17 protein-coding genes and 2 pseudogenes are annotated in these 17,865 nt (G+C 73.2%); 6 read left to right on the top strand and 13 right to left on the bottom strand.

The window, feature by feature from the left end; genetic code table 11:
* Positions 1-7 precede the first annotated feature (7 nt).
* Entirely contained in the window at positions 8-997 is a 990-nt protein-coding gene (locus QP939_RS30945; RefSeq protein WP_285449706.1) for a DHH family phosphoesterase, read from the bottom strand.
* 25 nt (positions 998-1,022) lie between these two features.
* On the opposite strand from QP939_RS30945, the gene QP939_RS30940 reads away from it, so the two are divergent.
* The 3 genes from QP939_RS30940 to QP939_RS30930 are packed head-to-tail and all read left to right on the top strand — an operon-like array spanning position 1,023 to position 3,236.
* Positions 1,023-2,054, top strand: coding sequence for a TRM11 family SAM-dependent methyltransferase (locus QP939_RS30940; RefSeq protein WP_285449705.1), 1,032 nt, complete (start codon positions 1,023-1,025; stop codon positions 2,052-2,054).
* Between the two features lie 16 nt (positions 2,055-2,070).
* Entirely contained in the window at positions 2,071-2,616 is a 546-nt protein-coding gene (locus QP939_RS30935; RefSeq protein ID WP_285449704.1) for a TetR/AcrR family transcriptional regulator, read from the top strand.
* Positions 2,613-3,236 (top strand): class I SAM-dependent methyltransferase, encoded by a 624-nt coding sequence (locus QP939_RS30930; protein WP_285449703.1) that lies wholly within the window; start codon positions 2,613-2,615, stop codon positions 3,234-3,236. Before QP939_RS30935 ends, QP939_RS30930 begins: the two co-directional genes overlap by 4 nt.
* Positions 3,237-3,246: 10 nt before the next feature.
* Here QP939_RS30930 and QP939_RS30925 read toward each other — a convergent pair whose 3' ends face one another.
* From QP939_RS30925 to rimP, 7 genes and pseudogenes are all read right to left on the bottom strand, one after another.
* Positions 3,247-4,065 (bottom strand): alpha/beta hydrolase, encoded by an 819-nt coding sequence (locus QP939_RS30925; protein WP_285449702.1) that lies wholly within the window; start codon positions 4,063-4,065, stop codon positions 3,247-3,249.
* 3 nt (positions 4,066-4,068) lie between these two features.
* The gene (gene rbfA / locus QP939_RS30920) at positions 4,069-4,545 is read right to left on the bottom strand and encodes a 30S ribosome-binding factor RbfA (RefSeq protein WP_285449701.1); all 477 of its coding nucleotides are present in this window, start codon (positions 4,543-4,545) and stop codon (positions 4,069-4,071) included.
* A gap of 18 nt (positions 4,546-4,563) precedes the next feature.
* Positions 4,564-4,856: pseudogene (locus QP939_RS30915) on the bottom strand (DUF503 domain-containing protein).
* Positions 4,857-4,929: 73 nt separating this feature from the next.
* Positions 4,930-7,896, bottom strand: coding sequence for a translation initiation factor IF-2 (infB, locus tag QP939_RS30910; RefSeq protein ID WP_285449700.1), 2,967 nt, complete (start codon positions 7,894-7,896; stop codon positions 4,930-4,932).
* A gap of 78 nt (positions 7,897-7,974) precedes the next feature.
* The gene (locus QP939_RS30905) at positions 7,975-8,292 is read right to left on the bottom strand and encodes a YlxR family protein (RefSeq protein WP_285449699.1); all 318 of its coding nucleotides are present in this window, start codon (positions 8,290-8,292) and stop codon (positions 7,975-7,977) included.
* A gap of 77 nt (positions 8,293-8,369) precedes the next feature.
* Positions 8,370-9,416 (bottom strand): transcription termination factor NusA, encoded by a 1,047-nt coding sequence (nusA, locus tag QP939_RS30900; protein ID WP_285449698.1) that lies wholly within the window; start codon positions 9,414-9,416, stop codon positions 8,370-8,372.
* Positions 9,413-9,946, bottom strand: coding sequence for a ribosome maturation factor RimP (rimP, locus tag QP939_RS30895; protein ID WP_285449697.1), 534 nt, complete (start codon positions 9,944-9,946; stop codon positions 9,413-9,415). The genes nusA and rimP overlap by 4 nt, the downstream gene beginning before the upstream one ends.
* 109 nt (positions 9,947-10,055) lie before the next feature.
* Here rimP and QP939_RS30890 point away from each other — a divergent pair, with 109 nt between their 5' ends.
* Entirely contained in the window at positions 10,056-10,991 is a 936-nt protein-coding gene (locus tag QP939_RS30890) for a ferritin-like domain-containing protein (protein ID WP_285449696.1), read from the top strand.
* 102 nt (positions 10,992-11,093) lie between these two features.
* Here the strand turns inward: QP939_RS30890 and QP939_RS30885 are convergent, their stop codons facing one another.
* From QP939_RS30885 to QP939_RS30865, 5 genes are all read right to left on the bottom strand, one after another.
* Entirely contained in the window at positions 11,094-11,690 is a 597-nt protein-coding gene (locus QP939_RS30885) for a hypothetical protein (protein ID WP_285459886.1), read from the bottom strand.
* Positions 11,691-11,802: 112 nt separating this feature from the next.
* Positions 11,803-12,816 (bottom strand): aminotransferase class V-fold PLP-dependent enzyme, encoded by a 1,014-nt coding sequence (locus tag QP939_RS30880; RefSeq protein ID WP_285449695.1) that lies wholly within the window; start codon positions 12,814-12,816, stop codon positions 11,803-11,805.
* A 27-nt stretch (positions 12,817-12,843) separates the two neighbouring features.
* The gene (locus QP939_RS30875; RefSeq protein WP_285449694.1) at positions 12,844-13,608 is read right to left on the bottom strand and encodes an isocitrate lyase/PEP mutase family protein; all 765 of its coding nucleotides are present in this window, start codon (positions 13,606-13,608) and stop codon (positions 12,844-12,846) included.
* 103 nt (positions 13,609-13,711) lie between these two features.
* Positions 13,712-14,371 (bottom strand): GOLPH3/VPS74 family protein, encoded by a 660-nt coding sequence (locus QP939_RS30870; protein WP_285449693.1) that lies wholly within the window; start codon positions 14,369-14,371, stop codon positions 13,712-13,714.
* Position 14,372: 1 nt separating this feature from the next.
* Positions 14,373-15,803, bottom strand: coding sequence for an ArnT family glycosyltransferase (locus tag QP939_RS30865; RefSeq protein ID WP_434219588.1), 1,431 nt, complete (start codon positions 15,801-15,803; stop codon positions 14,373-14,375).
* Between the two features lie 136 nt (positions 15,804-15,939).
* Here QP939_RS30865 and QP939_RS30860 point away from each other — a divergent pair.
* Positions 15,940-17,170: pseudogene (locus tag QP939_RS30860) on the top strand (sensor histidine kinase); the annotation flags it as partial.
* A gap of 10 nt (positions 17,171-17,180) precedes the next feature.
* Positions 17,181-17,798, top strand: a complete 618-nt coding sequence (locus QP939_RS30855; RefSeq protein ID WP_414641775.1) for a response regulator — start codon at positions 17,181-17,183, stop codon at positions 17,796-17,798.
* Positions 17,799-17,865: the final 67 nt, after the last annotated feature.

Here is a 17,865-nt window from a genome sequence, read left to right as displayed (position 1 = left end):
CCGACGGCTAAAGCAGCGGCGCCCGCTCCAGCGCGTCCCGCAGGCCCGCCAGGACCTCGTCGGCGGTGCCCGCGATCGTGCAGCCCGCGGCCCGCCGGTGCCCGCCGCCGCCGAACTCGGCCGCCACCGCCGACACGTCGATCCCCGTGGAGCGCAACGAGATCTGCCACTGCTCCGGGCGCGCCGGGTCCTGCTTGAGCACCGCCGCGACGGCCGCCTCGCGCACCGAACGGACCACGTCGATCACGGACTCGACCTCTTCGCCACGCACCGTGCGCGCCGCGTCGAGGTCGACCACCGCGTGCACGAAACCCTTGCCCCGCGCGGCTTCCGGCTCCAGCTCGGCCCCGCTCAGCACGGACGAGAGCATCGGCAGCCACGCGAACGGGCGCTCGTCGACGATCCGGCGCACCACCGCTTCGGGGTCGACGCCCGCTTCCAGGAGCCGCGCGGCCATCCGGTGCGTCTCCGGGCTCGCCCGGCGGAACCCGCTGGTGTCGGTGACGATCCCGGCGTAGAGGCCGCGAGCGATCGGCTCGTCCGGCTCGACGCCCATCGCGTCCAGCACGCGGAACACGAGGATCGCGCTGGCCTCGGCGGACTCGTCGACGACGTTGCAGCCGCCGTAATACGTATTGGTGGCGTGGTGGTCGATCACCAGCACCTCACCGGCGAGCTCGACGCGCCCGGCGAGGCGGCCCAGCCGCTTCGGTACCGGCGTGTCGACGCAGACCAGCAGTGCCTCGGTGTCCGGCAGGTCGTCGGGGTGGGTGAGCAGGCCGTCCTCGTCGAGCCAGCGCAGCGTCTCCGGGGCCTCGTCGGGCTCGCCGAAGGAGACGCGCACCTTCGCGCCGCGCTGGTGCAGCGCCCGGCCGAGGGCGAGCGCGCTGCCGAGGGCGTCCGCGTCGGGCCGCACGTGGCCGAGCACGGTCACGTCGGTGGCCGACGCGAGCAGCGCGGCCGCGTCCCGGATGTCCTGCGCCAAAGTAGGGGTCACGGTGCGTCACGCTACGCTCTGCGGGATGCCTGAGTACGTGATCCTGGTCCACCCGTCAGCCAACCGGGTCTACGCCGCCTCCTCCCCCGCGCTGCTGCGCGCCGAGCTGGCGGTGTTCGGCACGGCGTTGTCGGCCGAGCTGTCCGCGATCGAGGAGATCGAGCTCGGCGGCGTCGGGTACGTGCGCTTCACCAGCTCGGCGCCCCTCGGCGAGCGCGACCTGGCGCTGCTGTCGAACCTGTCGTCGCTGTATGCCCTGTTCGAGCTGGGCGACGGCGTGCTGCGGCCGGTCACGGTGACGCCGCTGGCGAAGGCCGACTCCGACCTGCTGACCATCCAGAAGTACGCGGGCAAGACGAACGAGTCGTTCACGAAGCTGCTGCTGAACGTGACGCTGCTGGCGACGGCGGACCCGTTCTCCGAGCGGCCGAAGTACCTGCTCGACCCGCTGTGCGGCCGGGGCACGACGCTCAACCAGGCGATGATGTACGGCCTGCACGCCACCGGCCTGGACGTCGACGCGAAGGACTTCGAGGCGTACGAGGCGTTCATCAAGACGTGGCTGCGGAACAAGCGCGTCAAGCACACGGCCGAGTCGGGTCAGCTGCGCCGCAACAAGGTCCGGCTCGGGCGGCGGCTCGACATCGAGTACGCGTTCAGCAAGGAAGACTTCAAGGCCGGCGAGACCCGCAAGCTGACGTACTTCAACGCCGACACGCTGACCACGGACGAGGTGCTGCGGGCGAACTCCTGCGACGTGATCGTGACGGACGCGCCGTACGGCGTGCAGCACGGGAGCCATCGCGAGGCCGGTCTGCAGCGAAGCCCGCGCGACCTGCTGGCGGCGGCCGTGCCGGTGTGGACGCGGGTACTGCGGCCGGGCGGGGCGCTCGGGATTTCGTGGAACACCACGGTGCTGCCGCGGGCGGAGCTGGTCGAGGTGCTGCGGAAGGCCGGGCTCGATGTTCGGGAGGGTGGGCCCTGGGAGGAGTTCACCCACCGGGTCGATCAGGCCATCCTGCGCGACCTCGTCGTGGCCGCGAAACCGGCGTCCTGATCGCTATACTCCGGCCGTGACCGTCGAGCCCCGACCCCTGCGCGCGGATGCCCGGCGCAACCGGGAAGCGTTGGTGGCCGCCGCGCGGGAAGTGTTCGGGGTCAAGGGGATCGATGCTCCGCTCGATGAGATCGCGCGGCGGGCCGAGGTCGCCATCGGGACCCTCTACAACCGGTTCCCCACGCGTGCGGACCTCGTCGAGGCCGCCTTCCTGCCCGTCCTCGAGGAAGCCGAAGCCATCGCCGAGGAAGCCCTCGCCTGCGAGGACCCCTGGGCCGGCTTCGTGCTCTTCCTCGAACGCTCGGTCCTCATGCAGGTCACCGACCGCGGCTTCATGCAGGTCTGCACCCGCGCCTTCGATCGCGGCTCCGGGCTGGAAAAGGTCAAGCAGGCCAACGCTTCCCGGATCGCCCGGATCATCGCCCGCGCCCAGGACGCCGGGGCGCTGCAGGCGGGCTTCCGCGGCGAGGACCTGGCGATCGTGTTCGCCGCCGCGACCGCCACGCCGGATTGGCGGCGCGGCCTCGCCCTCGTGCTCGACGGGCTACGCTCGCGCCCATGACCTGGCTCGCGGACACCCGCACGTCGTATGACACGGTCGCCGAAAGCTACGCCGCGTGGGCCGCCGACGCTCTCGATACCCGGCCGTACGTGCGGGCGACGATGGCCGTGTTCGCCGCGCAGGCCGACGGGCCGGTCCTGGACGCGGGCTGCGGGCCCGGGCACTTCACCGCGCACCTGGCCTCGCTCGGCCTCGACGCGTCCGGCATCGACCTGTCCCCCGCGATGATCGACCTGGCCCGGCGGTCGTACCCGGAGCTGCGGTTCGACGTGGGGTCGATGACCGACCTGCCCGTGGCGGACGCGTCCGTCGCGGGCGTGCTGGCGTTCTTTTCGCTGATCCACGTGCCGGACGCCGAGGTCCCGGTGGTGCTCGGCCACTTCCGGCGGGTGCTGCGGCCCGGGGGCCGGGTGGTGATCGGGTACCACGTCGGCGAGGGCACCCGGCTGAAGACCGAAGGGTACGGCGGGCACCCGATGCGGGTGAACGTCCACTTGCGACAGCCCGCGCACCTGGCGCGGTGGCTGCGGAACGCGGGCTTCCAGGTCGACGCCGACTGGCGGCTCAACCCGGAAGCCGAAGTGCCGCAAGGAATCCTGTTCGCGTCGCGGCCCGCCTAGCCGAACCAGCTCAAGCCAGCCGCTGCCCGACGAACTTCAGGACCTCCGGCAGGATTCCGCGCCAGTACTCGTCCTTGTGCCCGCCCGGCGTGAACCGGGCGACCGCCGGGGAAACCGCCTTCGCCAGCTTCCGGTCCGCGCTCAGGAACGGGTCCGATTCCCCGCACCAGACGCCCAGCCCGGCCGGGTGCAGCTCCCCCGTGTGCAGCAGCGGTTCGGCGGCGCGCCAGTTGGCTTCGTCGGCGAACACCTTGCGGCCACGGGCGTCCGGCCAGCTGAGGAACAGCGCCGCGCTCGCCGTGGCCACCGCCTTCAGGTCCGGGTGAGCACGGGCGAACCGCAACGCGCCGAACCCGCCCATCGAGATGCCGAACACGGCCGAGGGCGGACGCAGGTCGCGGGCCGCCAGCCAGCCCGGGACCTCCTCCGCGAGCATCCGCTGCGGGTCGTCGCCGCCGCCGACGTCCACCCAGTAGTGGTCGCCGTCGACGGCCGCGATAGCGAACGGCGGCACGCCCGCCTGCACGGCCGCGGTCAAGAGCGCCGGGACGCCCAGCGTCAGGAACGTGCGGGCCTGCGCACCTCGGCCGTGCAGGGCCAGGCACACCGGCAAGCCCGCGGCCGGAACCCCGGACGGGGTGATCAGCACCAGGTCGACGTCCCGTCCGGGGGCCGCCGAGGGCATGCGCTGCACCGTCACCGGGTCACGCGGCGCCGTCGGCCGGGCCGGGACCGGCACCGGCGCCGGACCCGGCGCGGGTGGCGCCGACGAGCAGCCCGCCAACAGCGTCAACGCGCTGCCGGCGAGCAGGGTGCGGCGGGAGAGCACGGGTCAGCCCCGGCTCTCCTCCTCCGCGAACTCGTCGTCTTCGGTCTCTTCGCGAGGCGCCTTGTACGGGTCGGCGTCGCCCGCGTGCTGGGCGCCGGTGGCGCGCCGCGCGACCTCCGCGTCGGCCTCGCGGGCCTTCGCGAGGAGGTCCTCGATGCGCTTCGACTCCTCCGGGATGGTGTCCGCGACGAACGTCAGGGTCGGCGTGTACCGGACACCGGTGCCCTGCCCGACCTTCGTGCGCAGCACCCCGCGCGCCGATTCGAGCGCGGCCGCGGCCCCGGCGAAGTCCGGGACGGAGTCCAGCTTCTCGCCGAGCACCGTGTAGTACACCGTGGCGTCGTGCAGGTCGCCGGTGACCTTCGTGTCCGTGATGGTCACGTAGTTCAGCCGCGGGTCCTTGACCTCGTGCTCGATCGCGGACGCGACGATCTGCGAGATCCGCTTGGCGAGCTTGCGAGCCCGAGCAGGATCGGCCATGTCTTCTCCTAGAAAGATCTAATCCTCTGGACCGAGCAGCCGTCGGCGAGCGGAGAGCAGTTCGAACTCCGGCCGGCTCGCCACGTACCGCTCACACGAGTCGAGCACGTCACGGACGTGCTCGCCACCTTCGGCGACCACGGCCACCCCGATGAGGGCCCGCCGGTGCAGGTCGGTGTGCCCGGCTTCGGCCGCCGACACGGCGAAGCGCTTGCGCACCTCCGCCAGCACCGGCCGCACCACGGATCGCTTCTGCTTCAGCGAATGGACGTCGCCGAGCAGGATGTCGAGCTTGAAGCTCCGACGAACATAGGCAGGTGAGTTTTGTGTAGTAGGACGAGCCGGGTGCGCACGGGAACTCCCGCACGCACCCGGCCCCGAACATCAGGCGCGAGGCTTCTCGCGCTGCTCGTAGGTCTCGATCACGTCGTCGACCTTGATGTCGCTGTACGAGCCCAGCGTCAGACCGCACTCGTACCCTTCGCGGACCTCGACCACGTCGTCCTTGAACCGCCGCAGCGAGCTGATCGGCAGGTTCTCCGCGACGACGGTGCCGTCGCGGAGCAGACGGGCCCGGGCGTTGCGCCGGATCTCGCCGGACATGACCAGGCAACCCGCGATCGTGCCGATCTTGGAGGACTTGAAGACCTCGCGGACCTCCGCGCGGCCCAGCTCGACCTCTTCGTACTCCGGCTTGAGCATGCCCTTGAGGGCCTGCTCGATCTCGTCGATCGCCTGGTAGATGACCGTGTAGTACCGGACGTCGACGCCCTCGCGGGTGGCCCGCTCGGTCGCCTTGCCCTGGGCGCGGACGTTGAACCCGAGGACGATCGCGTCGGACGCGGTCGCCAGGTCGATGTCCGACTCGGTCACGCCACCGACGCCGCGGTGGACCACGTTCAGCTCGACCTCGTCGCCGACGTCCAGCTGGAGCAGCGAGGCTTCGAGGGCCTCGACCGTACCCGAGTTGTCACCCTTGATGATCAGGTTGAGGCTGTTCGTCTCCTTCAAGGCGGAGTCGAGGTCCTCGAGGCTGACCCGCTTGCGGCGCGACGCGTTGAGCGCGTTCCGCGTGCGAGCCGACCGGCGCTCGGCGATCTGCCGGGCGACGCGGTCCTCGTCGACCACCAGGAAGGTGTCACCCGCGCCGGGCACCGACGTGAAGCCGATGACCTGGACGGGCCGCGACGGCAGCGCCTCGGTGACGTCGACGTTGTGCTCGTCGACCATCCGGCGGACGCGGCCGTAGGCGTCACCCGCCACGACCGAGTCACCGACGCGCAGCGTGCCGCGCTGGACCAGGACGGTGGCCACCGGGCCGCGGCCGCGGTCGAGGTGCGCCTCGATCGCGACACCCTGGGCCTCCATGTCCGGGTTGGCCCGGAGGTCCAGAGCGGCGTCGGCGGTCAGCAGGATCGCCTCGAGCAGGCCGTCGATGTTGATGTTCTGCCGCGCGGAGATCTCGACGAACATCGTGTCGCCGCCGTACTCCTCGGCGACCAGGCCGTACTCGGTCAGCTGCTGCCGGATCTTGTCCGGGTTCGCGCCTTCCTTGTCGATCTTGTTGATCGCGACCACGATCGGGGCCTTGGCGGCCTGCGCGTGGTTGATCGCCTCGACCGTCTGCGGCATCACACCGTCGTCGGCCGCCACCACGATCACCGCGATGTCGGTCGAGTTCGCACCACGGGCACGCATGGCGGTGAACGCCTCGTGACCCGGGGTGTCGATGAAGGTGATCAGCCGCGGGTTGCCCTCGAGCTCGGTCTCGATCTGGTACGCACCGATGTGCTGCGTGATGCCGCCGGCCTCGCTCTCGCGGACCTTCGTCTTCCGGATCGTGTCGAGCAGGCGGGTCTTACCGTGGTCGACGTGACCCATGATGGTCACGACGGGCGGCCTGACCTGCAGGTCTTCCTCGCCACCTTCGTCCTCACCGTAGGTGATGTCGAAGGTCTCCAGCAGCTCGCGGTCCTCCTCCTCGGGGCTGACGACCTGAACGTTGTAGTTCATTTCGCCGCCGAGCAGCTCGAGGATGTCGTCCGACACGGACTGCGTCGCGGTGACCATCTCGCCGAGGTGGAAGAGCACCTGCACCAGCGAAGCCGGGTTGGCGTCGATCTTCTCGGCGAAGTCGGTCAGCGAGGCACCGCGCGGCAGCCGGATCGTCTCGCCCTGGCCCTTGGGCAGGCGGACGCCGCCGACGCTGGGCGCCTGCATGTTGTCCATGTACTCCTGGCGCTTCTGCCGCTTCGACTTGCGGCCCTTGCGCGAGGGACCACCGGGACGCCCGAAGGCACCCGCGGTACCGCCACGGCCACCGGGGCCGCCACGACCGCCGCCGCCACCGCGGAAGCCGCCGCCACCGGCCGGGGCGCCGCCCCCACCGGGACCGCCGCCACCCGGGCGGAAGCCGCCGCCACCGCCACCGGGACCGCCGCGGAAGCCACCGCCGCCGCCACCGCCACCGGGGCCACCACGGAAACCGCCGCCGCCACCGGGACGACCGCCGCCACCGGGGCCACCACGGGCGCCGCCGCCGGGTCCGCCGCGACCGCCGCCACCCGGACCGGCCGGGCGCTGCGTGCGGCCCGGCATCATGCCGGGGTTCGGCCGCGGGGGCATGTTGCCCGGGCTCGGCCGGTTGCCACCGGCGCCACCACCGGGCCGCGGGGCCGGACGGTCACCGGCACCCTGGCCGCCACCGGGCCGCGGCGGGCGGTTGTCGCCGCCCTGGCCGGGGCCGGGGCGCGGAGCCGGGGGCCGCGGGGCCGGGGCGCCGGAGCCGACGCCGAACGGGTTGTTGCCGACCCGCGGCGCGCGCGGACCGGGCTTGGGACCGCCGGGCTTGGGGCCCTGCGGCTTCGGCGGGACGACCGAGCCGGTGCCCTGGGCGGGCGCGGCCGGGGTGTCCTGCTTGGGCGCGGCGGGAGCCTCGGCACTGGCGGCCGGGACCTGCTGCTGGGGTGCGGGCGTGGCCGGACGCGGGCCGGGCCGGGGGCCGGGACGGGCGCCCGGTGCGGCCGGCTTCGAGGCCGGGACCTGCTGCTGCGGGGCCGCCGGGGCGGCCTTCGCCGCGGGCGCCTGCTGCTGCGGGGCCGGTGCGGCGGGCTTGGGCGCCGGAGCGCCCGGCTTGGCGGCCGGGGGCGCGGGGCGCGCCGACGGGCCGGGGGTGGGCTTCTTGGCGCCCTTGGGGGCGTACGCGTCGCGGAGACGGCGGGCGACGGGCGCCTCGACCGTGGACGACGCGGACTTGACGAACTCGCCCTGTTCCTTCAACTTCGCGAGAACGTCCTTGCTGGTGATGCCGAGCTCCTTGGCGAGCTCGTGTACGCGGGCCTTGCCTGGCACAACTCTCCTCATCTAGGGGAGGCCAGGCGGGGAACCCGCTGACCTCGTCCTTATTGTCTGACGCTCATGGCTTCAGCTTCACGGCTGACTCATGACGGGTCGACCTGCTTCCTTGATTCCTCGCGGGCCCGGGGACGTCCCGGGCTCGTGGTGCGGGGCGGTGCGCTCGACGTGCTCGCGGACCTCGCGGGCGTCGAGCGCCCCCGGAGCCCGCAGGGCTCTGGGGAAGGCCCGCCGCCGTTCGGCCTTGGCCAGGCAGTCCGGGTCGGGGTGCAGCCAAGCCCCCCGGCCCGGCAGCCGCCGACGTTCGTCGACGACCACCCGCCCGGCCACCGCGACCACGCGCAGCAGCTCACCGATCAATGCCCGCCGCTTGCAGCCGACACAAGTCCGCACCGGGGAATTCCGGTGGGGCTGGTGCTCGGCTACCCGCCGCGGGCTTTGAACCATTCCTGAGTCTAGCGCTTCGACCTTCACTCAGCCGAACCGGTTGTCGCGGCGGGCCGCGACGGACTGGCGTGGTCTTGATCACCCTCGTCGTCCGCCGGCGCGGCGTCGCTGCGGATGTCGATCCGCCAGCCGGTCAGGCGGGCGGCGAGGCGGGCGTTCTGGCCCTCCTTGCCGATCGCCAGCGACAGCTGGAAGTCCGGCACCACGACGCGGGCGGTCTTCGCCCGCTCGTCCACGACTCGTACCGAAACAACCTTCGCGGGCGACAGCGCATTCCCGACGAAGCGGGCCGGGTCCTCGGAGTAGTCGATGATGTCGATCTTCTCGCCGGCCAGCTCGCTCATCACGTTGCGCACGCGCGCGCCCACCGGGCCGATGCAGGCGCCCTTGGCGTTGACGCCCGGCACGGTGGACCGGACCGCGATCTTCGTCCGGTGCCCCGGCTCGCGCGCGATCGCGGCGATCTCGACCGTGCCGTCCGCGATTTCGGGTACTTCGAGCGCGAACAGCTTCTTCACCAGGTTGGGGTGCGAGCGCGAGAGCGTGATCTGCGGGCCGCGGTTGGTGCGCGACACGGTGACCACGTACGCCTTGATCCGGCTGCCGTGCTCGTAGGACTCGCCGGCGACCTGCTCGCCGGAGGGCAGCACGCCCTCGGTGTCACCCACCTGGACCACGACCATGCCGCGCGCGTTGGCGCGGGCGTCGCGCTGGATGACGCCGGCGACGATCTCGCCCTCCTTGGTGGAGAACTCGCCGAAGGTCTTCTCGTGCTCGGCGTCGCGCAGCCGCTGCAGGATGACCTGGCGCGCGGTGGTGGCGGCGATCCGGCCGAAGCCCTCGGGGGTGTCGTCCCACTCCTCGTCGACCTGGCCGTCGTGGGTCAGCGTGTGCGCGAGCACGCGCACCAGGCCCGTCTTGCGGTCGATGTCGATGCGGGCGTGCGGCTGGTGGCCCTCGGTGTGCTTGTACGCGGTGAGCAAGGCCGTCTCGATGGCCTCGATCACCGTTTCGAAGGGGATGTCCTTGTCCCGTTCGATCGCCCGCAGCGCGGCGATGTCGACGTTCACTTCGACCCCTTCTCCGTCTCGGCCGCGATCATGCCGGACGCGTCGTCTTCGAGCAGTTTCAGGTCCTCGACAGGCGGCTGCTTGAACTCGATCTCCACGACCGCCTTCGCCACATCGGCGTAGCGGACGTCGCGGATCTTGCCGCCCTCGAGGACGCGGGCGGAGTCGTCGCCCGCGTGACCGACCCGGCAGACGAAGGCGGCGCCTTCGACCGGGGTGATCTTGACCAGGCGGAACCGCGCGCGCCGCCAGTGCCGCGCCTGGGTCAGCGGCCGGTCGAGGCCCGGCGAGGTGACCTCCAGGGTGTACGCGCTGGCGAGCACGTGTTCGTTCTCGTCGAGCGCCGCGGAGACCTTGCGGCTGATCTCGGCGACCTCGTCCAGCCCGACCCCGTCGTCGGAGTCGACGACGACCTTGACCAGCTGCCGCCGGCCGGCCTGCTGCACCTCGAACGAGTCGAGGTCGAAACCCGCGGCGGTGACGGCTTCGGCCACTATCGGCTGAAGCCGGCTGGCGAGTTCTCCTGGCACGTGGGGCTCTCCTCGGTTGCGCGGGTCGGTGGTGGACCAGCTTATCCGGTACCCCGCTCACCCCGCGCGAGCGGCGGGGCCGCCCCGGGGCCTGGCAGGATGGGCCGACGTGACCGGAAGACCGACCGACCTGACCCGTCGTGCCGCCCTCCGCGCGGGGGCGCTGGCCGCGCTGGCCGTTCCCCTGGCCGCGTGCGGGCCCGGCTACGACGAAAGCCCCGACCCGTTGCAGCCGCTGCTGGCCGCCGCCGAGGCGGACGCCGCCGCCGCGCGGGCGCTGGCCAAGGGCAAGGACGCCGACGCCGCCGGCCAGCTCGCCGACGCGCGCGCGGCGCACGCGGCCGCGTTGAAGTCCGAAGTGGACCGGCTGAACCGGCCGAAGCCCTCGTCGTCGCCGACCCCGCCGTCGCCCGCCTCGCTGGGCGAGCTGAAGGAGCGGCTGGCGACCGCGCGCAAGCAGGCCGAAGACCTCGTGGGCGGGCTGCCGCGCTACCGCGCCGGGCTGGTCGCGGCGGTCGCGGCGGGCTGCGCGGCCCTGCAGCGGATCGCCCCGGCGCTCGGGCCGGGCGAGGACGCGCCGAAGCCGCCGGTGGCCGCGGCGGGTGCGGTGCCCGCGGAGGCCGTCGACCCGCTGCAGGTCGCGCTCGCCGCCGAGCACGCCGCGGTCTGGGTGTACGGCCTGGTCAGCGCGTTCCTCCCGGCCGACTTCGGCGACGCGGAGAAGAGCGGCGCCGCCGAGCACGCGGTCCGCCGCGACCTGCTGCAGACGATGCTCTCGGCGTCCGGGGCGACGCCGGTCGCGCCGGAACCGGCGTACGTGCCGAAGAAGCCGGTGACGGACGCGAAGTCGGCGGCGCTGGTGGTCGCGACGGCCGAGGCCGACTGCGCGTCGGCGTGGCTGGCGGTGGTGAACCACACCGACGACGCGAACCTGCGCACGACGGCGCTGCACGCGCTGGTGGCGGCCTCCCGCCGCGGCACGCCGTGGCGCTCCGAGGCGGGCGAGAAGCCGACGGCGATCGCCATGCCCGGTCAGACCGCCTGACCCTCAAGCGCCCCAATGTGGCCTTCGGTGCGTCAGACGCAACCAAGGCGGCCTTCGGTGCGTGAGACGCAACCAAGGCCGCCTTGGGGCGCTTGGGGCCGGTCAGGAGTGCAGGTCGGCGGACAGGCGGAGCGCGTCGTCCGCGATCTTCTCGATCAGGTCCTTGTCCTTGTGCTTGGCGTAGAAGTCGGCCAGCACGATCGTCACGTTCGTGCCCTCCACCCGGGAGGCGTACGCCGCGTCGCTGCCGCTCACGCTCGGGGTGCCGGTGCCGGCGAACGTCTTGTCACGGACCAGGTCGGTGACGTTGCCGGTGCCGTCCTTCTCGGTCAGCGTCTTGAGCTGCTTCGCCTTCGCCGAGTCCGGCATCCCCACCAGCACCACCGACACCAGCGCCTTCGCCCCGCCCGTCTCAGTCGTGTAGAGCGCGCGGACCAGCGACTGGCACGGGTTGTCGGTGAAGAAGTCCTTCGTCTTCCCGTACGACTTCGCGGCGCAGTCGTCGCTCCGCTCCGGCCCGGCGACCTTGGTGAACTGGAACTGCCCGGTGTTCTGCGCCGGCGGCTGCGCGACCGGCTCCGCCGGCGTCGAGTCGTGCCGGATCAGGAACCAGAGCAGGCCGGACACGACGGCGATCGCGACCAGCCCGGCGCCCCTGAGCAGCAGGGACCGGGTGTCGCGCGCCGGTGGGCCCGGCACCGGCGGGCGGGGCTGCGGGGGTACCGCGCCCAGCGGGGCCGTGTCGGACGGGCCAGGGGTGAAATGCGCACCAACCACGAGGACATACGGTAGGGCACCGCCTCCGCCGCGTTCACTCGAACGCACGTAAGACGCGTTCGACGTCGTCAGCGGTGTTGTAGAGGTGGAACCCGACCCGCAGCCGCCCGCCGCGGACGCTCGAGACGATCCCGGCCGCGGCGGCCCGTTCCGGGTCGGCGTCGAGGGACACGATGGCGCTCCCCCGCGGCGGCAGCCCGAGCTTCTCCAGCAGCAGGTCGGCCAGGCCGACGTTGTGCGCCTTGACCTGCGCCAGGTCGAGGCCGGCGAAGTACTCCAGGGCGGCCGCGGAGCCGACCTGGGCGAGCCAGACCGGCGAGAGGTCGAACGCGCGCGCGTCGCCCGCCAGGCGCAGCGGGAGGCCGTAGACCGTGGCCCAGGGGTCCTCGCCCGCGTACCAGTTGGCGGCGACCGGCCGGGTGCGCTCGCGGGCGTCGGGCCGCACGGCGAGCCACGCGCCGCCGCGGGGCGAGCAGAGCCACTTGTAGCCCGCCCCGGCCACCCAGTCGGCCCAGGCGACGTCGAGCGGCAGCCAGCCCACGGCCTGGGTGGCGTCGAGCAGCACGGCCGCCCCGGCGGCCTCGGCCGCGGCCCGCAGCGCGGGGAGGTCGACGATCCGGCCGTCGGCGGACTGGACGACGCTCACCGCGACGACGTCGTGGCCCTCGACCCGCTCGGGCAGCAGCTCCAGGGGCACTTCGGTCACGGTGACACCGGGGTTCGCGGCGAACGGGAAGGTCACGCTGGTGAAGTCGCCTTCGGCGGCGAGCACGCGGGTGCCGCTGGGCAGCGCGGCGGCGACGTTGGCGACGAGCTGGGAGACGGACGCGCCGATCGCGACGTCGCCCGCCTCGACGCCGACGAGCCGGGCGAACCCGGCCCGCGCCCGCTCGACGTACTGGTCGAACTCCCCCGGCCGGGTCGCGCCGACGCGCCACCGTTCGACGGACTCCGCCACGGCCGCGGCCACCGGCGCGGGCGGGATGCCCACGCTGGGCGTGTTGAGGTATCCGGGCGGGACGGCGAAGTCGGTTCCGAAGGCACGCATGAGCCGAGCCAAGCAGAAAGGGCCGGTTTACGGCAGCAGGGCGGTGACATCGGCGTAGCTCGGCGGACGCAGCGGCAGGTCACGGCCGTCGCGGACGGCCAGCGCCGTCGCCGCGGCCGCGGCGAGCGCCATCCGGTAGGGCAGGGAGCCCAGGCTGACCCGCGCGACGCCCAGCTCCGCCAGTCCGGCGACGGTGACCTTCCCCGGCAGGAACAGCAGGTTGAGCGGGAGGCCGATGGCGACTATCCGCTCGACGTCCGCCGGGGCGGCGAGGCCGGGGACGAAGACTCCGTCCGCGCCTGCCGCCGCGTATGCCCTCGCTCGTGTCTCGGCTTCGTTGATCGAGTGGTCGCCTGCCCAGTGGGTGTCGGTTCGGGCGTTGACGAACAGCTCCGGCGCCCGCTCTTTTACCGCTGTGACCAGGGCAGACTGGACGTCGACCGGGGCGAGGGAGCCGTCGGGGCGGCCGTCCTCGAGGTTGACGCCGACTGCTCCGGCTTCGGCCAGTTCCGCGGCCAGGTCGGCTACTTCGGCCGGGTCTGCGCTGAAGCCGTCGGCTATGTCGACGGTGACGAGGACGTCTAGGCGAGTCAGGCGGGTTGCCAGGGCGACGGTCGCGTCTCGGGTCGTCGGTGCGCCGTCGGGTTCTCCTGCCGCCGCGGAGACGCCGAGGCTCGTGGTGCCCACGGCGCGGAACCCTTGTGCGGCGAGGAACGCGCCGATGCCGAACTCCCACGCGTTGGGCAGGAGCAGCGGGTTGCCGGGGATGTGGAGGGCGCGGAATTCGTTCATGTCGCTGAAGTTAGGTCCGCGACGCTTCGGTGGGCGCCGAAGCTCGGGACACCGGTCGATGCCAGGGAGCCCCCTCGACCCCCTGGCACCGACCGGCGCGCGCTCAGCCCCCTCCCCCGCCACCACCGGAAGCCGCCGCGATCGAGGCCGTGCGGGCCGCATTCACCTCGCGGATCACCTTGCGCAGCGCCGGGACCGCCGCGCCCGCCTGCTCCTCCAGCCGCGCGATCCGGGCCTTGGCCCGCCGTCGCTCGGCGCGTGGCAGCACCGCCTTCAACTCCACCGCCGCGGCCAATGCCGTCAACGCCGCCACCTCCGGCGACACCGCTGCTTCACTCCGCAGCGCCGAAGCCACTTCCTCGTGCAGCCCGGCCGCCACCGCGCGATCCCGCACCACCGGGTGGCGCCGCGGGAACACCCCCAGCACCCGCGACGTCCGCAGCGAAACCACGCCCGCCGCGGCCAACTGGGCCTCCAGCGACTGCAGCGTCCCGCGCGCCCCTCGGCGCACCCACGCCCGCCACTTCCGGTGCGGGTCCGCCGCCACCTCGGCCAGCAAGTCGTCGAGCACCAGATGACCCGTGCCGCCGGTGCCGTTCGCCGCCGGGCGGCCGTCGGCGTCGGTGATCAAGCCGCGCAGCACCAAGTCCGTCAACGCCGCCGCGCGGACCAGCAGCGCCACGCGCTCCCGGTCCGGCAGCCGGTCGCGCCGCGTGTCGCACGCCAGCAAATACGCCCGCGCCGGCAAGGAAAGCTCGGTCATCTCACTCCCGTCTCAAGTCCGGCCAGATCCGCGCCCACGGCGCCGTCCGGCCGTCGAACACCCACAGCAGCCCCTCGGCCACCTGCGTCTCGTGCGCGAAATAGGGCCGCAGCGACCCGGGATCGAACCCGGCGAACAACACCGCGTCGGCCGACTCCGGTGGCGGGCCGAAGTACCAGTACCCGCGGTGTCCACTGTAGACACGTTGACCACCGTAGAACTCCGTCACCGCCGCGAACGGGTAGATCTCCGCGTACACGACGGTCCGCGCGCGAGTCTCCGGGGGAAGCGCGGCGTAGGCCTGTCCGATCGCCTTCGCCAGCTCCTGCTGCGGCAGCTCGCCCTGCGCGAACGTGCTGCCGAGCGTGAACGGCCCGTACGACGTCCGTGCCGACGCGGGCCACACCGGCAACGCGACCAGCGTCACCACCGCCGACAGCGCGAAAGCCGGCCACGCCACGGCTTTCCACCAGCCCACCAGGTTCCGCCGGGTCAGCTCGGTCGCCGCGGCCGCGAACGGCACCGCGTACAAGCCCATGACGTAGTACGCCCGGCCCTGCGTCGCCAGCACCGCGACGCCGACCAGCAGCACCGCGACGCCCAGGTACCGGTACGGCCGCAGCTCGGGCGACCGCAGCAGCCGCCACATGCCGTACCCCAGGGCGAGGACGCCGACACCGACCCCCGCGCTGAGGAGCGCGTCGCGCACCCAGCCGCCGTAGCCGGGGAACTCCGCCGCGACGACGTCGCCCATGTGGGTGTACGGCCAGCCGTGCGTGGCCTGCCAGAGCAGCGTCGGCACCGTGACGGCCGCCGCGATCGCCGCGCCCAGCCAGAGCTTCGGCCGCGAGAGCAGCTCCCGCGGACCGAGCCACAGCGCGGCGAGCAGCACCGCCGCCCACAACGCCGGGATCAGGAACTTCGTCTCCAGCGACACCGCCGTGACCACGCCCGCCCACACCAGCAGGCCGTCGCGGCGGGTGCGCGTCCAGCGGACGAGCAGCCACGTCAGGACCGTCCAGAGGAACGGGTCGAGCGCGTATGTCGCGAGCCAGTGGCTGACGATGACGATCCCCGACGTCGCGTAGCAGGCCGCCGCCATCACCTGGGCGCCGCGGCCGCCGCCGAGCTCGCGGGCGATCAGGGCCGTGACGACCACGCCGCCCGCCGCGGCGAGTGTCACCGGCAGGCGCAGCGCGACCAGCGACCCCGGGGCGACGGCGTCCATCGCCGCCGCCAGCGCGGGCACGAGCGGTGGCTGGTCGAAATACCCCCAGCTCAGGTGATCTCGACCGGCCACCAGGAAGTAGAGCTCGTCGAACCCGCCCGCGTAGCGCCCGCTGGTCAGCAGCAGCGCGAGCCCGGCGAGGCCCGCGACCACGAGCACCGGGCCCGCGGCGAACGCCGTCTTCGGTCGCGTCAGGACTGTCACGTCCCCAGCACACCGCGTCCGGGGTGCGCGGCGAAACCGGCCGAGGGTGCCGATCGCGGCGACGAACGGTGGCCGTCGCGCGCAACTTTCGTTGCATCCCGGGGCGTCGGCCCGGCTCAGCGGTTACCGTGGCCGCGTGACCACCGCCCGGCGGCCGCTGTGGCCGAGCCGCTCCGACGCCCGCTGGCTGATCTTCGCCGCGCTCGCGTTCGCCGGGATGAACACGCTCTTCTTCGCCCTCGACGACCGGACGACCGGCGCGCTGGGCCCGGCGGCCGGTCTGGTCCTCCAGGTCGCCTGCGACTGCACGCTGGTGCTGCTGTTCCGGTTCCCCGGTCAGGTCTGCGCGGTCGTCACCGCGGCGGCGTTCGCGATGCTCGCGTCGGACACGTTCGCGCCGGGGCTGCTCGTGCCGGTCCACCCGCTCGCGCTGACGACAGTGCCGACGATCACCCCGGTGATCCTGTCGCAGGCGGCGCGGGTGCTGGACCGGCGGACGGTGCTGTGGGTGGCCGGGATCCTGGCCGTGGTGGCCGCGCGGCCGTGGACGCCGAGCTGGGCTACGACGCCGTTCGGGCTGCTCAGCACGGCGTTGCCCGCGCTGGCGTCGCTGTACTTCGAAGCCCGCAAGCAGCTGCTGCAGTCGCTGCGCGACCGCGCGGAGCGCGCCGAACGCGAACAGCACCTGCTCGCCGAGCGCGCCCGGGCGGAGGAACGGCGGCGGCTCGCGGGCGAGATGCACGACGTCGTCACGCACCGGCTCAGCCTGATGGTGCTGCACGCGGGCGCGCTCGGCGTGACGTCGGCGGACCCGGCGGCCCGCGCGGCGGCCGAGGACATCCGCCGCGAAGGCGCGCTGGCCCTGGACGAGCTGCGCGACCTGGTCGGCGTCCTGCGCGACGGCGCGGAGGCCGGCGCGCGGACGCTCAGCCCGGAGGAGCCCGGCGACCCGGCGCGGCTGGTCGAGGAGTCGCGCTCGGTGGGGGTGGCGACGGAGCTGGTGGTGGACGGCGACCCGGCGCAGGTGTCGCCGACGGTCGCGCGCACGGCGTACCGGCTGGTGCAGGAGGCGCTGACGAACGTGCGCAAGCACGCGCCGGGCGCGTCGGCGACGGTCTCGCTGCGCTACCACCCGGGTGGTCTGGACGTCTCGGTGGGCAACACGGCGGCAGCCCGCCCACCCGACCCGGCACTGGCCGGTCGCGGTAGCGGAGTGGGCCTGGCGGGGCTGCGGCAACGCGTCGAGCTGGTCGGCGGGCGGTTCGACGCGGGCCCGGCACCGGGCGGCGGGTTCCGGGTCGGTGCGATACTGCCCGCCTACGTCCCGACGGCGGAAGGCGCGCAGTGATCCCGGTGCTCGTGGTCGACGACGAGCCGATGGTGTGCGCGCACCTGCGCACGATCCTGGGTTCGGCGCCCGACATCGAGGTGGTGGCCCAGGCGGCCGACGGCGCGGAGGCGGTCGAAGCGGTGGTCCGGCACCGGCCGCGCGTGGTGCTGATGGACCTGCGGATGCCGGGCGTGGACGGGCTGACGGCGATCCCGCGGATCACGGCGTTGCCCGACCCACCGGCGGTGGTGGCCCTGACGACGTTCGACGCGGACACGTACGTGATCCGGGCGTTGCGTGCGGGAGCGGCGGGCTTCCTGGTGAAGTCGACGCCGCCGGAGGACTTGATCGGCCTGGTCCGGGTGGCGGCGGACGGGCACACGGTGCTGTCACCGTCGGCGGCGCGCCGGCTGGTGGCGTTGTCCGCGGACGGACGCGAGCGCGGCGACGACGCGCGGCGGCGGATCGCCGGGTTGACCGAGCGGGAGCGGGATGTGCTGGCGTGCCTGGGCGAGGGACTGTCCAATGCGGACATCGGGGCTCGGTTGCACCTCGCCGAGGCGACGGTGAAGAGCTATGTCTCGCGGATGCTCGTGAAGCTGGATTGCGCGAACCGGACGCAGGCCGGGTTGCTGGCCCACGAGGCGGGCTTGGTGGCCCGCTGACTCAAGCGCCCCAATGTGGCCTTGGTTGCGTTGAATCGGCACTGCGGCGCGAAGCGCCTCCGTTGAG

The sequence above is a fragment of the Amycolatopsis nalaikhensis genome (assembly GCF_030264295.1).
GTDB lineage: Bacteria > Actinomycetota > Actinomycetes > Mycobacteriales > Pseudonocardiaceae > Amycolatopsis > Amycolatopsis nalaikhensis.
The sequence above is the reverse complement of the archived record's forward strand: the minus strand, read 5'-3'. Positions and strand labels throughout refer to the sequence as shown.